Below are 15321 nucleotides of genomic sequence, written 5' to 3'. Positions count from 1 at the left end.
ATTTAATTAAACACACTGTACATACTTAAAATACCAATATAACTTAGTTTATATTATTTTGGTACATCCCAATTAGAGTAACCACCAAGAACAAATTTCAATTAATATCCAAAATGAATTTCGGTAATTTTCCTAGTAGTTGAATCATATTCAAAAATTAAGTTAATATCTATTGTTATTTGATTGTTTTTCAACCCAACAAAAACTTGATTGTCACGTTTACTTTTCCAAGATTTCGGATAAGTTCTAACAATTGTTTCAATGTTGTCACCAACCTTTATCGACTTCTTATTAAAAAAAATAAGGTGATAACTAGATGAAGTTAATTCTAATGATTCTAAGCTTTTATTCATAAACCAAGCTTTCATCCCTTGATATACATAACAATCCATATTTGCATCATCCATCTCAGAGTATTCAACTAGCTTTTTTGGGGGCTTGCCGAACTTTTTTAAAAACTCTTTTTGATTTAATAGTAAAGTATTTTTCAAAAAAGGAAGTGTACCTGATATATTAATATCGAAACTATTGATATCAATGATATTTATATCATCATTTTCAAAATCATACTTACTTTCCTTGTATAAAAATATGTGGTCCGAAGCAATTGAAGGGGTTATATTAATATGTACAATCAAGAGTAGTAAAACTAACCAATAACTATTCTTTTTTAAATGAAACCAAACCATATTTTGATTAGATAAATTTTAATAATGAAACCTACACTGCAATATATAAATACAGTCTTCTTTAACCATGTACACCAATCGATGTTCTTCATTAATTCTTCTGCTCCAGCAGCCAGCTAGATTTCCTTTTAAAGGCTCTGGTTTGCCAAGACCTGTAAATGGATTTCGTTGGGCATCTTTTATTAAGTCGTTAATGCGGAATAAAATTTTTTTATCATTTACTTGCCAATATAAATAATCTTCCCATCCTGATTCATCCCATAACAACTTCCTCATTTGTTAATGAGCTTTTTTTGTAAAGGCTTTGTTGTTTCAATGCGTGCTAATGCTGTTTCTAATCTAGCTCTGTTAGCAGGTGTACTATTCAAGTAAATAGTTTCTTGTATACTGTTGTACTCTTCTAAACTCATTACCACCACATTCTTCCCCTTACTGCGTGCAACCACCACAATATCCCCATCATCATTAACTGAATTAAGGCTTTCGGCTAAATTATTCCTGAACTCGGTATAGTTAACTACCTTCATGAGTACTTATTTAAGTACTAAATTAAGGCATTTTTATAACATTTTCGAAATCGCATCCACCAATTCCCCTTTGGTAATAGGTACTCCCATGATTTTATTGTAGCCCTTTGCATCCACCAAATATTGGTCGCGAATAATTTTAATCAATTGGCCATTGTTGATCTCTGGAATCAATACTTGATCAAAATTGGCAATGATGTTTCCCAAGTTACTCGGGAATGGACGCAGGTAACGAATATGTGCATGGCTTACTGCATGACCTGCTGCTTGCAATTCTAATACGGCACTTTTGATGGCACCATAAGTAGAGCCCCATCCCAATACCAATACTTTTCCTTTTGAAGGACCACTGTCAATGGTTTGTAGTGGAATATATTTTGCAATCAAATCTACTTTGGCTTGACGCGTTTTAACCATATGCTGGTGGTTATCCGAATCGTAACTAATATTACCTGTAACGTCTTGTTTCTCTAATCCACCTATGCGATGTTCTAATCCTGCAGTACCAGGAACTGCCCATGGTCTGGCTAGTTTTTCATCCCGCTTATACGGCATGAATTTGGGTTCATTCTCTGATAATCCCTTTTTGAAGCTTACAGGTATTTCTGGCAAGTCTGCTGTTTGTGGAAATTTCCATGGCTCTGCACCATTGGCAATATATCCATCACTTAACAAAATCACCGGAGTCATATGTTGAATAGCAATTCTTACCGATTCAAATGCCACATCAAAACAATCAGATGGCGTAGCAGATGCAATCACTGGCATCGGGCATTCCCCATTTCTGCCGTAATAGGCTTGCAATAAATCGCTCTGTTCTGTTTTGGTTGGTAATCCAGTGGATGGACCACCTCGCTGAATATTAATGATCACCAAAGGAATTTCTAACATCACGGCCAATCCCATGGCTTCTGTTTTCAATGCCATACCAGGACCTGATGTAGTAGTGATGCCGATTGATCCACCATAGCTTGCACCAATAGCGGCCGTAATCCCCGCAATCTCATCTTCTGCTTGAAATGTTCTTACGCCAAAACTTTTGTACTTGCTTAAATCGTGTAAAATATCTGATGCTGGTGTAATAGGATATGTTCCTAAAAACAAAGGCAGCCCCGATTTTTCGCCAGCCGCAATCAACCCCATTGACAATGCCTGATTACCCATAATGCTGCGATATAATCCAGCAGGCATTTTGGCTTTCTCAACGGTATATCTTGATGTAAATGTTTCAGTAGTGTCGCCGTAATTATATCCAGCTTGCAACACTTTAATATTACTCTGTAAAATGCTTTCCTTCTTTCCAAATTTCTCTTGCAAGAAATCGATGGTATTGTCTAGTTTTCTATTGTACATCCAATAGATATAGCCCAATACAAACATATTCTTTGCACGATCTCTTTCCTTAGTGCCTAAATCGGTAAATTCTTTTAGGGCTTCACGTGTTAATTTAGTTACGTCAATTTTGATGACTTCAAATGAATCCAAACTACCATCTTCCAAAGGATTCACGCCTTCTGGATAATTGGCTAGTCGCAAATTCTTTGCATCAAAACCATCAATATTCACGATGATTTTACCACCCGTTTTAATGGCTTTCAAATTCACTTTTAATGCAGCTGCATTCATGGCCACCAATACATCTGCAATATCTCCTGGCGTAAATACTTTATTAGAGGAGAAATGTAACTGAAATCCACTCACTCCTGGTACGGTTCCGATTGGAGCCCTGATTTCTGCTGGAAAGTCTGGAAAAGTAGCCAAATCTATCCCTAATAATGCAGTATTATTGGTAAACTGTTGTCCTGTTAATTGCATCCCATCTCCACTATCTCCTGCAAACTTGATTACGACGCTCTGTAAAACCGATTCGTTATTGTTCATCTATGCTAATTGAGAGGGCAAAGTTACCAATTTTGGGGGGCATAAACACTGCCCTTTCGGCATCTTTTTATGCATTTATTGCTGTTTTTTAAGCCAAAACTTGAACAAAAACTTGTTAAAGGGCTTTAAGAACCCTTGGAATGAAATTTGTTTATATTAGATTTGAAACAGAAAAAAATTCAATATGGCAATTTTTAAATCGGGTAACCCTACCCTTACGGAGAAAATGTTTGATAAGAGCCACGAAATGGCTGCTGCCAATATGGGCACTATGACAGTTAGAGGCGCTATCAACAAATTTGGTTTTATGATGCTGATGCTTATTGCAGGTGCAGCATACAACTGGAATTTATACGAACAACTAAAGCAAGATACCATGATGACCCTTATGTGGGTAGGTATTATTGGGGGATTGATTTCTGCTTTAGCCATTAGCTTTAAACCCAACTGGGCTCCTGTTTTGGCGCCGTTATATGCATTGTTAGAAGGTTTATTCATTGGTGCTATTTCTGCCATTATGAACGCAGCTTTTGCTGAGTCTTATCCTGGTTTGGTTATGCAAGCGGTGGGCTTAACTTTTGGTGTGGCTTTGGCCATGTTCTTATTGTATAATTTCAGAATTATCAATGCTACTCAGCGTTTTAAATCAATTGTATTCACGGCTACATTAGGTATTGGTATTTTCTACTTAATCACAATGGTATTGCGCATGTTTGGCGTGAACGTAAGCTTTATGTACGACAGCAGTTTATTAAGCATCGGCATTAGCTTATTTGTAGTAGCTATTGCAGCGTTAAACTTAATCATGGACTTTGATATGATTGAGCAAGGTGCTGAAAGAGGTGCGCCCAAATTCATGGAATGGTATGGCGCTTTTGGTTTAATGGTAACCATTGTTTGGTTATACATTGAAATGCTTAAATTATTAAGCAAATTGAGCAGTAGAGATTAATCTTTACAAGATAATTATAGTGAAAGCCTCGAAGTAATTCGGGGCTTTCTTTGTTTAATAATTCCGGTCTTTTTTGATTCGGGAAGCTCCTCATTTTGGGTTAACTTTATAGCCTAATAATGTATTAAAGCCATGGATTTTAATCGCGAACCATTTTCTAACGAAGAATTAATTCATCTCTATCGCAATTTGTTGTTGCCCCGCATGATTGAAGAAAAGATGTTGGTGCTCTTGCGTCAGGGAAAAATCAGTAAATGGTTTAGTGGGATTGGGCAGGAAGCCATTGCAGTGGGTACTACTTTAGCGATGGCCAACGATGAATGGATTATGCCGCTGCACAGAAATTTAGGTGTGTTCACTTCCAGACAAATGCCTTTAAATAAATTATTTAGACAATGGCAGGGCAATAAAGATGGGTATAGTAAAGGGAGGGAGCGTAGCTTTCACTTTGGATCGAAACCTTATCATATTTGCGGAATGATTTCTCATTTAGGCCCACAACTAGCCATTGCAGATGGCGTTGCATTGGCTTATGCATTAAGAAAAGAAGCAAAAGCTTCTGTAGCATTTTCGGGTGATGGCGGAACCAGTGAAGGAGATTTTCATGAAGCCTTGAATGTAGCTGCAGTTTGGAACTTACCCGTCATTTTTATTATTGAAAACAATGGATACGGTTTAAGTACCCCCGTAAACGAACAATACAAATGCGAGCAATTGGTAGACAAAGCCAAGGGGTATGGCATGGAAGGCATTCGCATTGATGGCAATAATATTTTAACGGTTTTCAATACCATCAAAGGTGTAAGAGAATATTGCATTAAAAACCAAAAGCCCTATTTTATTGAGTGCATGACATTTAGGATGCGTGGACATGAAGAAGCCAGTGGCACTAAATATGTACCCAAAGAATTATTTGAAGAATGGGGACATAAAGATCCTGTAAAAAAATACGAGCAGTTTCTGATTAACGAACAAGTGATTACCGAAATGGGAATTGCAGATATTAGAAATGAGTTCAAACTATACATTGAAACAGAATTAGCAGATGCATTTAATGCCGATGAAATGGTAGTAGATACTGCAGAAGAAATAGCAGATGTATTTGCACCTAAAAAACAAATAGCAGGCGTTATTGAAATAGACAGTAATCAAGCAGCAGCCGCAAATCCTTCCAGAGAAGCCCGTTTAATTGATGCGATTTCCGAAGGCCTACATATGAGCATGGAAAAACATGAGCAATTAGTATTGATGGGGCAAGACATTGCAGAATACGGAGGCGCATTTAAAATCACCGAAGGCTTTGTAGAAAAATTTGGCAAGCATAGAGTGCGCAATACCCCTCTCTGCGAAAGTGCAATAGTAGGTGCTTGTTTGGGTATGAGCTTGGAAGGATTTAAAACCGTGATGGAAATGCAGTTTGCTGATTTCGTTACAGTGGGCTTTAATCAAATCGTCAATAACTTAGCTAAGATTCATTATCGCTGGGGACAAAACGCCGATGTGGTTGTACGCATGCCAACAGGTGGTGGTGTAGGTGCAGGACCATTTCATTCACAAAGCAATGAAGCCTGGTTTACCCATGTGCCTGGTTTGAAAGTAGTGTATCCATCTAACCCACATGATGCAAAGGGATTAATGATTGCTGCTATTAACGACCCCAACCCTGTGTTGTTTTTTGAACACAAAGCACTCTACAGAAGCATTAGTGGAAAATTACCACAAGCTTATTATGAAGTTGCCATAGGAAAAGCCATTACAGTAAAAAAAGGAGACGATATCAGCATCATTACTTATGGAGCTGGTGTACATTGGGCATTAGAATACCAAGAAGCGCATCCTGAAATCTCTCTACATATTATTGATTTAAGAACATTGGCTCCATTAGACTATGCTGCCATTCAAGCAGCTGTTGAACAAACTGGGAAAGTATTGATACTACACGAAGACAATTTAATGGGTGGCATCGGTGGAGAAATCAGTGCATGGATTAGTGAAAATTGTTTTGAATTATTGGATGCGCCTGTGTTACGATGTGCTTCATTAGACACGCCCATTCCATTTAATATTGAATTGGAAAAAAATTATATGGCCAAAAGTCGCTTAGATCAACAGGTACAACAATTGCTCAATTATTAATTCCCTCTTATGCAATCAATGGTAAAAAAAATTACTGCATTCGTATTCACTTGTTGTATTGTAACAATTGCAACCGCTCAACAAAATCCGAATGAGCAATACCAAACACCCTTTTTTGCAGACAAGGACAGAGCAGCAAAAGTGAAAGCCATTGCCCCTGTGATTCAGTCCATGTACAGCAATTATGCAAAAGCGAATCATTTTCCCAGCTTTTCATTTGGCGTAGTTTTAGACGGAGAATTGATTGTGACTGGGAGTGAAGGATATAGCAACATCGCTAATCAAACCAAAGCCAATACAAGAACTATGTATCGCATTGCTTCAATGAGCAAAAGCGTTACAGCCATGGCCATCATTAAATTAAGAGACGAAGGAAAATTAAAATTAGACGATCCTGTTTCCAACTATATTCCTGAATTAAAAAACCAGGCACTCACCAAAGATGCTGCCCCTATTACCATTAGAGAATTGCTCACGCATTCTAGTGGATTACCCGAAGACAACCCATGGGGAGACAGACAATTGGCCGATACAGAAGAAGAATTAATTGCCTTGTTTAAAAAGCAATTGAGTTTTTCGAATGCAAATGGTACCGAATACGAATACAGCAATGTAGGATTTGCCACATTGGGTTTAATCATTAAAAAAGTAACTGGCATTCCTTATAGTGAATACATCAACCAACATTTTTTTAAAAGACTAGGCATGCAAGCAGCCTGGGACTATCGCAAAGTTCCTACTGACCAATTGGCCAAAGGCTATCGTTATATAAATGATTCTTTTAAAGAAGAAGCACTATTACCCGACGGTATTTATGGGGCAATGGGGGGATTAATCACCTCCGTTGAATCGTTCAGTAAGTACATGGCATTGCACCAACAAGCATGGCCCGCAAGAAATGACGCAGAAAACATTATCATTAATAGAAGCAGTGTCCGCGAAATGCACCAGCCTTGGCGCTATGCTTCTATGAATCCTTATTTCAATTATGGCAACGGTATAGCATGCCCTGCAGTTTCAGCCTATGGATATGGACTGAATATTTTTAGAGACTGTAATAACAAAATATTTGTTGGACATAGTGGCGGATTACCTGGCTTCGGAAGCAATTGGCGCATCATGCCTGAATATGGCATTGGCGTAGTGTTGTTGGCTAACGTAACTTATGCGCCCACTACATCTATTAATTTAAAAGTATTGGATAGTGTAATCAAGCTCGCAGGTTTAAAGCCCATGCAATTACCAGTCTCCACTATTTTGAATCAACGTAAAAATGAATTAATAAAGTTGTTACCGAATTTTACTGACGCGAAACAATCGGACATATTTGCAGAAAACTTTTTTGACGACTACTATACAGACTCCTTGGTGAAGCAAGCCACTGCTGCTTTTCAAACCATTGGAAAGGTTATGACGATTGAAGAACTGATACCAGAGAATCAACTGCGTGGATCATTCATCATCAATGGAGAAAAAGGAAAACTGAAAATCTTCTTCACGCTAACACCAGAGAATCCTGCATTGATTCAGGAGTATCGTTTGAGTGTGGTGAAGTGAGAAAAAGTTTGATTCAATATTATGTAAGAAGCGGATTAATAGTCGATGTTAAAATCTGGGAATAAGAGTTTTTGTAACTTCCACTTACCCTGCTCTTTTTTAAAATAAAATAGTTTAGAATTTTGTCGGCTATAATTGTGGATATAACTCACAATTACACATTTATTATAATCCTCAAAAAAATATGGGGTAGTTATTTCAATCATACTTTTAGCTAATTCACGTCTTTTGTTAAAAAAATCATTACTCAGCTTTTCATACTCCTTGGAAATTTTTAAAACTGAATCTGGAATTTCATTCAGTCTATTTTGATTTATTAGTAATTGATAATTTGGAAATATTTTTTTTATCGCGTTCAAATATTGAACATGCAATGAATCATATGCATAAAAGCAATCAATATCAACCAAAAAAGTATCGGAAATATATTTTTCAAAATTTAATTCAATAGCATTTGCATATAGTCGTGTAAAAAAATCTTTCTTAAAATGCTCTTGATTAAAAATTGATTTATCATTTTTTAATACAATTGAATACCAATTCGTGTAAGAAAGATTGGTCTTGCTAAAAGTTTGTGGCCGTACTCTATTATTTATTTTGGATACTCCTTGAGTTGCTAAGTATTCTTTCACAAAGAAGTTCAAAAAATTAGACATTTCAACAGAATCTCTTTGGGCAATACACACAGAGGTTTTTAAAAGAAAGACCAAGACAATCACATTTCGCATAAATATTAAATTGTAGTATATACTGTATATCAAATCAAGGGGAGAAGATTATATTTAATTTCATAATCAATATTCAATATTTACATTAGGATCAACTTTAGCTTTTAGTTCCCATCTTAAACCACTCACCTTAAAAAAAAGCAATTCAGCCCCTCTAAAATCATTTAGATGCTTGTATGTAATAACAACACATTTTTTGAAATTATCAAAGAAATACGGCTTTGAAATTTCCACCATTCTTGTTGAAATTTGAACCTTTTTTTTAAAGTAGTCAAGATATAAATTATTATACATATTTCGTACTTCTAAGATAGAATCTGGAATTTCTGAAATTTTACCCTCATTGTATAAAAAACTGTATTTAGGATATTTTACACCAAAATATTTATAACTATTCGCTTGTAAAGAATCATAATGATAAAGCAGTTCTATGTCTACTAATAAACTATCATTAAAGTAATTTGAAAAATCAATTTCTTACTGAAGGTATTACTCTTAACTTTATTATTAATTTTTATGACGTTTTGAATAGGTAGATAATCTTTGACGAAATAATTTAAAAAATTAGTCAATGGCACTGAGTCTTTTTGACTGCTAGCGTTAAACGGAACGAGAAGCCCCAACTTCAAGATAAAGAGATAAAATTTCATGCCTAATTGTAACCAATACTAGTCTTTATTTAAATAGAAAATTACAACTACAAAAAATACCGTGAAAACACAGTGGTGATTAAAACCAATCCAATTAAGAGTCTCATCTATTTTAACTCAATTTAAATTGAGTTGTTAAAGGCCTAATTCATGAAAATCTTTTTTACGCAATCTAATAAAAAACAACAATTTGTTAAACGTCCAAAAGTTTATACCCTAGAAGCATAAAAATTATTTGTAGCCTATTTTTTGTAATGCTTATTGGAATATCAACTAAAAAAGATTACACATGAAAAACAAATTATTGTTAACTGTAATGACTTTTTTTACTATTAACGTTTGTAAATCTCAAAACATCAAATTAATTTTATATTATCATAAACATAGAACTGGTGAAGCAGCTCATGCCAACCTACATGTTAAAGTTCCTGGCTATAATATATATTCGTTTATGTCAGGTAAGAAACGTAGAAACAGGTCTTTTTATCTGCTAAGTTCTAAAGATTCAGGTACTTTATTTACATATTTTTTTTACGGAAAAAATATGCTTGAAATAAGCAAACCCCGTTTCGATAGCACAATACAACCAGCCCAATTTTCAATAAAAAGAAATACAACACTTTGGTTAGACATAACCAGTAGCGATAGTACTATGTATAAACTACAAAATAGTTTGCCTGTGCCATTACTCACAGAAGCAGAATTTGCCAGTAAGTATGAACGAGCATATTCCGTTTTTAAAAGACGAGGATTTAGAAAAGTGTTTGACAATGTGCCTTTGAATGTTGATGAAAAACCAACCCGAGAAGAAGTAAAATATGTAAGAAAAAATAGAACCATTAAATAGAAGATATTAATATACCAACATTTTTTTTGTGTGTATTAAAATATGATAGCGTTGAATTAGTAAATAATAAAGATTTAATACGATTAACTTTTTCTAAAACTACAAATACAATTAAATTAAATTTTAGCTTAATAAGCAGCGAAAGAGGCGTACTTACTTAAAAGTACCTGATTATAAAGAATTACGAGTAAACCCTTCATGGAAAACGAGATATTTTTATCAAATAAATCTTCAAGACACGGGACGCTTGAATTTTTTTTTATTTAACTTAAAATTTTTTCAGTTTAAACCCTCTTTCAAAAAAGAAAATTAAGGAAACTACCAACTACTTACAAGAGAACAATTTCAAAAAGAATATTCAATAGCATACCGTAAGTTTTTACGTCGAGGCTTTGATTTTGCAATTAGAGATGTTCCTGTAAACGTAGAACCAACAAAAGAATAATACAATTTATTCCTCCCGAATGGATAGATTACTATCGTACAATCTCCAACACCTTTCCCTCCCCACTTCAAAAATAATCTGTTCAAAGCTTAATAAAATTGGAAGTTTACAATTTCTAAAACTTCAATTTTTTAAGGTGTCGCACCACTTCTCTTTCCACTTGGTCAAAGTCGGGCAAGTCTTTTATTTGTTCGCTCATGGAGCTTTTCCATCTTCCTTTGTATTGTGGCAATCGTTCATCCAACTTTTTAGGAAAATCGGTATATATTAAATCTTTGCTTTTGCATTTGGCTTCAAATTCACTAACATAAAAAGCTACATCCATTTTATGCTCTTCCAGTAAATACCAGATGTCGTAGAAATCTCTTGCCTGCATTCGCTGCATTACTGAACGCATTTTTTCAACCAATATTTCTTCTAATGGATAACATAAAAGTTGGTGTTCGTCCAAATCAGAATAGCCAATAAATACATCATTCATCACAGGTTCAAAAACTAGTTGTTCTCTGCGTGAAATATCAACTTTTACTTTTTTGTTGTTTCCTTGTCCGCCAAGCGGACCAATGTAGCTGATGTAAAAATTAATGCCCCCATCTACATGTTCATTATTGTCAATTATTTCAAGCGGAATATTGGCCTCTTCTTTTATGAATTCAAATACTTCTCTGAACCATGTGAAAATTTGCTCGTTAGGTATTTCTGCATTCAGCAATGTGAAATCTAAGTCCTCCGAAAATCGATAGTCTTCAAAATAAACTTTCTTTAAAACTGTTCCCCCTTTAAAAATAATTGTCTTTGAAAGTTGCACATGTTTAGAAATACCAAACAGAATCCATGAAAGGATATAATCCTTTTCAATCTGTTGGTCACGAACTCCAACTGCATTAGCTTTATGCTGTATTTCTCCGGGTTTAATCATGTGTAAATGGCAGATTTAATGGTTTCCGTTTCCAAATTCTGTTGAATACTCCAACGGCTAATTCGCTTTCCTGTTTTTGGCAATTCGGTGTCAAGCACCACATACGAAGCGGTTTTCATTTGTTGTAGTTCCTCAACAATTTTGGTATTGACTTCTAATATTTCTAAAATAAAGCCCAAACGTTTTATTACTGCTTGAGAATCGAATTTCTTAGTATAATCAAGCAGTGTATCGTATTTTATTTTGTCTTTAGAAGTGTATATCGCTCTCGCCACTTCAACTATGCCACCAGCATAATCAGGTTTGAATAAGCAATCAATAAAAGTTTTTTCTAAGTCGGAACACATGACTTTATTAAAGCTGTCAATCCATATTTTCTTTGAACCAAAAAAATGTTTCTCGTTATGATAGATAAATTGAAAAGGGACTTCCTTAATTTTTATTTCTGAAGGCCGGATTTGTTTTGAAACAACGATTTGTTCTTTCATTGATGGCTGCGTAATGAGGTTATGTATTTGCAAAGCAGAATAATAGCTTATATAATGTTTGGCATCATTCACCAAATGTTCTGCAACCAAATGCCAGTCGGGCATAAAGGTTTCTGCATTTTGTTCATAGGGTATGATGTAATAAACACCTTCTTTCAATCGCATCAATAAACCTCTCTTTGTCATATCACTGAGTAATTCTCTAACTGCACTTGCTTTAGAATCAGGCAAGGCTTTGCTTACCAAAGAATAGTCAAAACAATTCATATGCTGTTCATGAAAATAGGATAGCAGCTTGTTTGATTTCGTTGAAATATATTTATTTTTCATAGTAATATTATCAGGTTAAAGCTGATAAATAGAATATGAAAGATAAATAATTATTTATTAAAATTACAAAAAATGATTTTTCATAGGTAATCTGTCAGTTAAAAACTGACTAATTGAATACAAAACATCATTAAATCTTAACGAATTATCTCCAACACCTTCCCCTCCCATTTCGGAAATAATATATCGTTGTTGTTGATGTTTAAATGTTTATTGGCTACTCCGCTAAATACCGATCTAAAATCGGTTGTAACGGGTAGGTCGCGTTGGTCTTCTAATTGATCTTTAGCCAATGAACCTATTTGCTGATAGACTTTTCCACCTTGCACATCATTGCCTAAAATAAAGGAACAACTGGCTCTTCCATGATCGGTGCCCCCTGTTCCGTTTTGAGCAACGGTTCTTCCAAATTCGGTCATGGTCATAACCGTTACATCGTCTTGATAAGCGCCCATATCATTCCAAAACGCTGCAATGCTATCACTAAAGTCTCGCACGTTGCGAGCGAATACACCGTTGAGGGTGCCTTGATTAAAATGCGTGTCCCATCCCCCACTCTCTGCAAATGCCACTTCCAATCCTATGTTCATTTTGATGAGTACGGCAATTTGTTTTAATGAATTACCGAGTGGACTGTTGGGGTATACTACGCCCGCTACGGGTTGATAATTTTTGATATCATTTACATTCAACATTTTTAATGCTTCAAAACTTTCTTTGCCTGCTCTATTCAATAAACGATTACTGGTTTGCTCATACAATTCTTCAAATGAACCTGCTGTTAAATTAGCGGCCATTGGGTTTCCCTTGGTTTGAAGGGCAAAGTCTGCTAAGTTACTAATGGCCAATGCTTCTTGGCTTCCATATAAACTTCTAGGCAATGCACCTGTAATGCTCACTGCCCTAAATGGACTGGCATCATGCCCCATTAAACCTACAGCCCTGTTTAACCAACCACTGGAAGTGCTCTTGCTAAAAGGGGTACCCGATTCCATATAATCCTGTGCATCAAAATGACTACGGGTATTATTCGGACTGCCTACTCCATGTGCAATGGCTAATCTTTTGTCTGCAAAGAATGGTTGCAAGGAAGCAAAGCTCGGATGCAATCCAAACTGCCCATCTAAATCAACTAATTTACCCGCACCATTGGTAGGGTCCATAAACAAAGTGGGGCGTGCCTTTTTTAATTCCATATCGGTAAATGGCGTAACAGCCATCAATCCATCCATGGCTCCTCTTTGGAATATGCATACCAATACTTTATTTTTTTTGTAGGGAGCAGGGGGCATTCCTGCAGCAGCCGCTCGAGTGATAAATGCAGGTATACCACCAGCAATGCCAGTTGCAAATAGTGCCATAGCACCTGATCGCATAAATGCTCTTCTACTACTCATATTATTTTCTTTGAAATTCGGGTGAGCCAATAATGATACCTACTACTTGCGACAACATATTTTTTGTTCCCTTATCTAATGTCATTTGTTCAGCAGTTTTATCTACTGTTGCAGCTTTACTAATTTTTTCTTCTACTGCTTCGTCATTCACCAAGGGAATCAATCGTTTAATATTGGCGGCATGATCACGTTGGGGTAATAAAATATTGCTGTAAACCGTCAACGCATCAATCGCACTTTCAGGTTCATGATAATTATTTAATGCAGCTAAATCCATTCTGACTCCTGGAATTTTTTGTGAAGCAAATGCCAACCCAAAATTCATTCGATTCAAGAGTGCGCCTGTGTTTATCCAATTTGAAGCTCTATCAGGGAAACCCGTTGGGGCTTGGTAATAATAGAATCGTTGCCCCATTTTGGTGCACCAATTAAATAATTGAAAGGGTTGTATCACTTGTGCATTGGTTGCTCTAACAGCGCTGATCACCATTTCAAATGGCGATTTTATTTTTTCATGCGAAACCGATTTTTTCCAAAATGCGGGATCATACACCATGGTGCGCAAAACTGCTTTGATATCTCCATCGGTTGATTGGAATGTTTTAACCATATTTTTAATCAATGATGCAGAAGGCGTATCACTCACAAATCTGGTAGCCAACTTGGTGCAAATAAATTTAGCGGTTGAAGGATGTTCTGCTAACATGGTCAAAACATCAATCCCTTCTTGGTATCCACCGTTGGCAGGAAAATTTTTATTTAAAATTGTTTTAGCTTCATTATCATGCTGATCTGCTCTGAATAAGAAATCGCCTTTCATTACGAACCCTCTTCTTTCTAACTGCGTTGGATTCAATCGCTCCAATAGATTTCTTGCCGGTGCATCTTTTGCCAAGGGCATCACTGTCCATCCCGTTAAAGCTTTGGCAACTGTTGTTACATCAGCCTGCGTGTATCCACCATCTACGCCCAGTGTATGCAATTCCATCACCTCTCGTGCATAGTTTTCATTCAAGCCTCTTGCATTTCTTGGCGCTGCCATATTTGCCCTTGGCTGATTTTTGATGCTTACACTGCTGGCATTATCTAAATATTCTAACATGGCTGGATGCTGTGCAGTAGCCAATAACAAATCCTTGAATCGTCCCATTACATTCGGACGGATGGCATCTCGCTCATAAGTATACACATATTGCTGGCATTGATTCTTGGTAACGGAAACATTAAAATGATTGAACCAAAAATCGGTGAGTACTTCTTGCAATTGATTATTACTATAAGCAGCACTTAATACTTTTTGATTCACTAATTCGCGGTGCAATTCTTGTATGGGCTTGTACCCTTCTTGCTCCATAATTACACGAACCTGTTCCCTGTATTCTTTTTGATCACCCTTAATTGAATCTCGATTAATGATGCCTTTTCTAGTTGCCAATCGAATAACCTGACCAGCATTTAAATAAGTATTTACAATCGTATCATTCGTCAACGATAAAGATTTAAATGCAGCTAGTCTTTTGTTTAATGCTTCATTGGGTAGATTGGCTGTGAATTGTTGCTCCAACCAATTTTCTAACCCCATACTCACCACTGCTTCTACCTGTCCTGGTTTGGCACCAAAACTGAATCGGTCTAACAATCGTGCAGCAGCCTGCGCCTGTGTATATCCATATTTTTTATACGGAATTGAATCATCTACCAATGAGCTAAATCCGAAAGTGGCTATGATGGCTAAGCAAAATAGAATGCCCTTTACAAATTTCATGTACTGAATT

13 protein-coding genes are annotated in these 15321 nt (G+C 36.0%); 4 read left to right on the top strand and 9 right to left on the bottom strand.

Going from position 1 to position 15321, the window contains the following annotated elements:
- Positions 1-101 precede the first annotated feature (101 nt).
- Genes ACTIEI_RS05640 through ACTIEI_RS05625 form a run of 4 tightly spaced genes read right to left on the bottom strand, consistent with a single transcriptional unit; the run spans position 102 to position 3097 of the window.
- Positions 102-689, bottom strand: coding sequence for a hypothetical protein (locus tag ACTIEI_RS05640; RefSeq protein ID WP_439505308.1), 588 nt, complete (start codon positions 687-689; stop codon positions 102-104).
- An 18-nt stretch (positions 690-707) separates the two neighbouring features.
- Positions 708-965 carry a Txe/YoeB family addiction module toxin gene (locus ACTIEI_RS05635; protein ID WP_439505307.1) on the bottom strand — a complete coding sequence of 86 codons (258 nt, stop codon included), beginning with the start codon at positions 963-965 and terminating at the stop codon, positions 708-710.
- A complete protein-coding gene (locus ACTIEI_RS05630) occupies positions 962-1216 on the bottom strand; it encodes a type II toxin-antitoxin system Phd/YefM family antitoxin (RefSeq protein WP_305269293.1) in 255 nt (84 codons plus the stop codon). The genes ACTIEI_RS05635 and ACTIEI_RS05630 overlap by 4 nt, the downstream gene beginning before the upstream one ends.
- A gap of 33 nt (positions 1217-1249) precedes the next feature.
- A complete protein-coding gene (locus ACTIEI_RS05625) occupies positions 1250-3097 on the bottom strand; it encodes a 2-oxoacid:acceptor oxidoreductase subunit alpha (protein ID WP_439505306.1) in 1848 nt (615 codons plus the stop codon).
- A gap of 184 nt (positions 3098-3281) precedes the next feature.
- Between ACTIEI_RS05625 and ACTIEI_RS05620 the strand changes: the two genes are divergently transcribed.
- The 3 genes from ACTIEI_RS05620 (at position 3282) to ACTIEI_RS05610 (ending at position 7742) form a co-directional block, all read left to right on the top strand.
- Positions 3282-4049, top strand: coding sequence for a Bax inhibitor-1/YccA family protein (locus ACTIEI_RS05620; RefSeq protein WP_439505305.1), 768 nt, complete (start codon positions 3282-3284; stop codon positions 4047-4049).
- A gap of 132 nt (positions 4050-4181) precedes the next feature.
- The gene (locus ACTIEI_RS05615; protein WP_439505304.1) at positions 4182-6185 is read left to right on the top strand and encodes an alpha-ketoacid dehydrogenase subunit alpha/beta; all 2004 of its coding nucleotides are present in this window, start codon (positions 4182-4184) and stop codon (positions 6183-6185) included.
- Between the two features lie 9 nt (positions 6186-6194).
- Positions 6195-7742: a serine hydrolase domain-containing protein gene (locus ACTIEI_RS05610; RefSeq protein WP_439505303.1), complete on the top strand. Its 1548-nt coding sequence runs from the start codon at positions 6195-6197 to the stop codon at positions 7740-7742.
- Between the two features lie 35 nt (positions 7743-7777).
- Here the strand turns inward: ACTIEI_RS05610 and ACTIEI_RS05605 are convergent, their stop codons facing one another.
- Complete coding sequence (locus ACTIEI_RS05605; RefSeq protein ID WP_439505302.1) at positions 7778-8470, bottom strand: hypothetical protein; 693 nt, start codon at positions 8468-8470, stop codon at positions 7778-7780.
- Between the two features lie 939 nt (positions 8471-9409).
- On the opposite strand from ACTIEI_RS05605, the gene ACTIEI_RS05600 reads away from it, so the two are divergent.
- A complete protein-coding gene (locus ACTIEI_RS05600) occupies positions 9410-9967 on the top strand; it encodes a hypothetical protein (protein WP_439505301.1) in 558 nt (185 codons plus the stop codon).
- 560 nt (positions 9968-10527) lie between these two features.
- Here ACTIEI_RS05600 and ACTIEI_RS05595 read toward each other — a convergent pair.
- The 4 genes from ACTIEI_RS05595 to ACTIEI_RS05580 all read right to left on the bottom strand — a co-directional run bounded on the left by ACTIEI_RS05595 (position 10528) and on the right by ACTIEI_RS05580 (position 15311).
- Positions 10528-11331, bottom strand: coding sequence for a nucleotidyl transferase AbiEii/AbiGii toxin family protein (locus ACTIEI_RS05595; protein WP_439505300.1), 804 nt, complete (start codon positions 11329-11331; stop codon positions 10528-10530).
- Complete coding sequence (locus ACTIEI_RS05590) at positions 11328-12086, bottom strand: type IV toxin-antitoxin system AbiEi family antitoxin domain-containing protein (protein WP_439505299.1); 759 nt, start codon at positions 12084-12086, stop codon at positions 11328-11330. The genes ACTIEI_RS05595 and ACTIEI_RS05590 overlap by 4 nt, the downstream gene beginning before the upstream one ends.
- Positions 12087-12286: 200 nt before the next feature.
- Positions 12287-13546, bottom strand: coding sequence for a DUF1501 domain-containing protein (locus ACTIEI_RS05585; RefSeq protein ID WP_439505298.1), 1260 nt, complete (start codon positions 13544-13546; stop codon positions 12287-12289).
- Position 13547: 1 nt separating this feature from the next.
- Positions 13548-15311, bottom strand: coding sequence for a DUF1800 domain-containing protein (locus ACTIEI_RS05580; RefSeq protein ID WP_439505297.1), 1764 nt, complete (start codon positions 15309-15311; stop codon positions 13548-13550).
- Positions 15312-15321 lie beyond the last annotated feature (10 nt).

Source organism: Sediminibacterium sp., assembly GCF_051860225.1.
Taxonomy (GTDB): domain Bacteria; phylum Bacteroidota; class Bacteroidia; order Chitinophagales; family Chitinophagaceae; genus Sediminibacterium.
The sequence above is the reverse complement of the archived record's forward strand: the minus strand, read 5'-3'. Positions and strand labels throughout refer to the sequence as shown.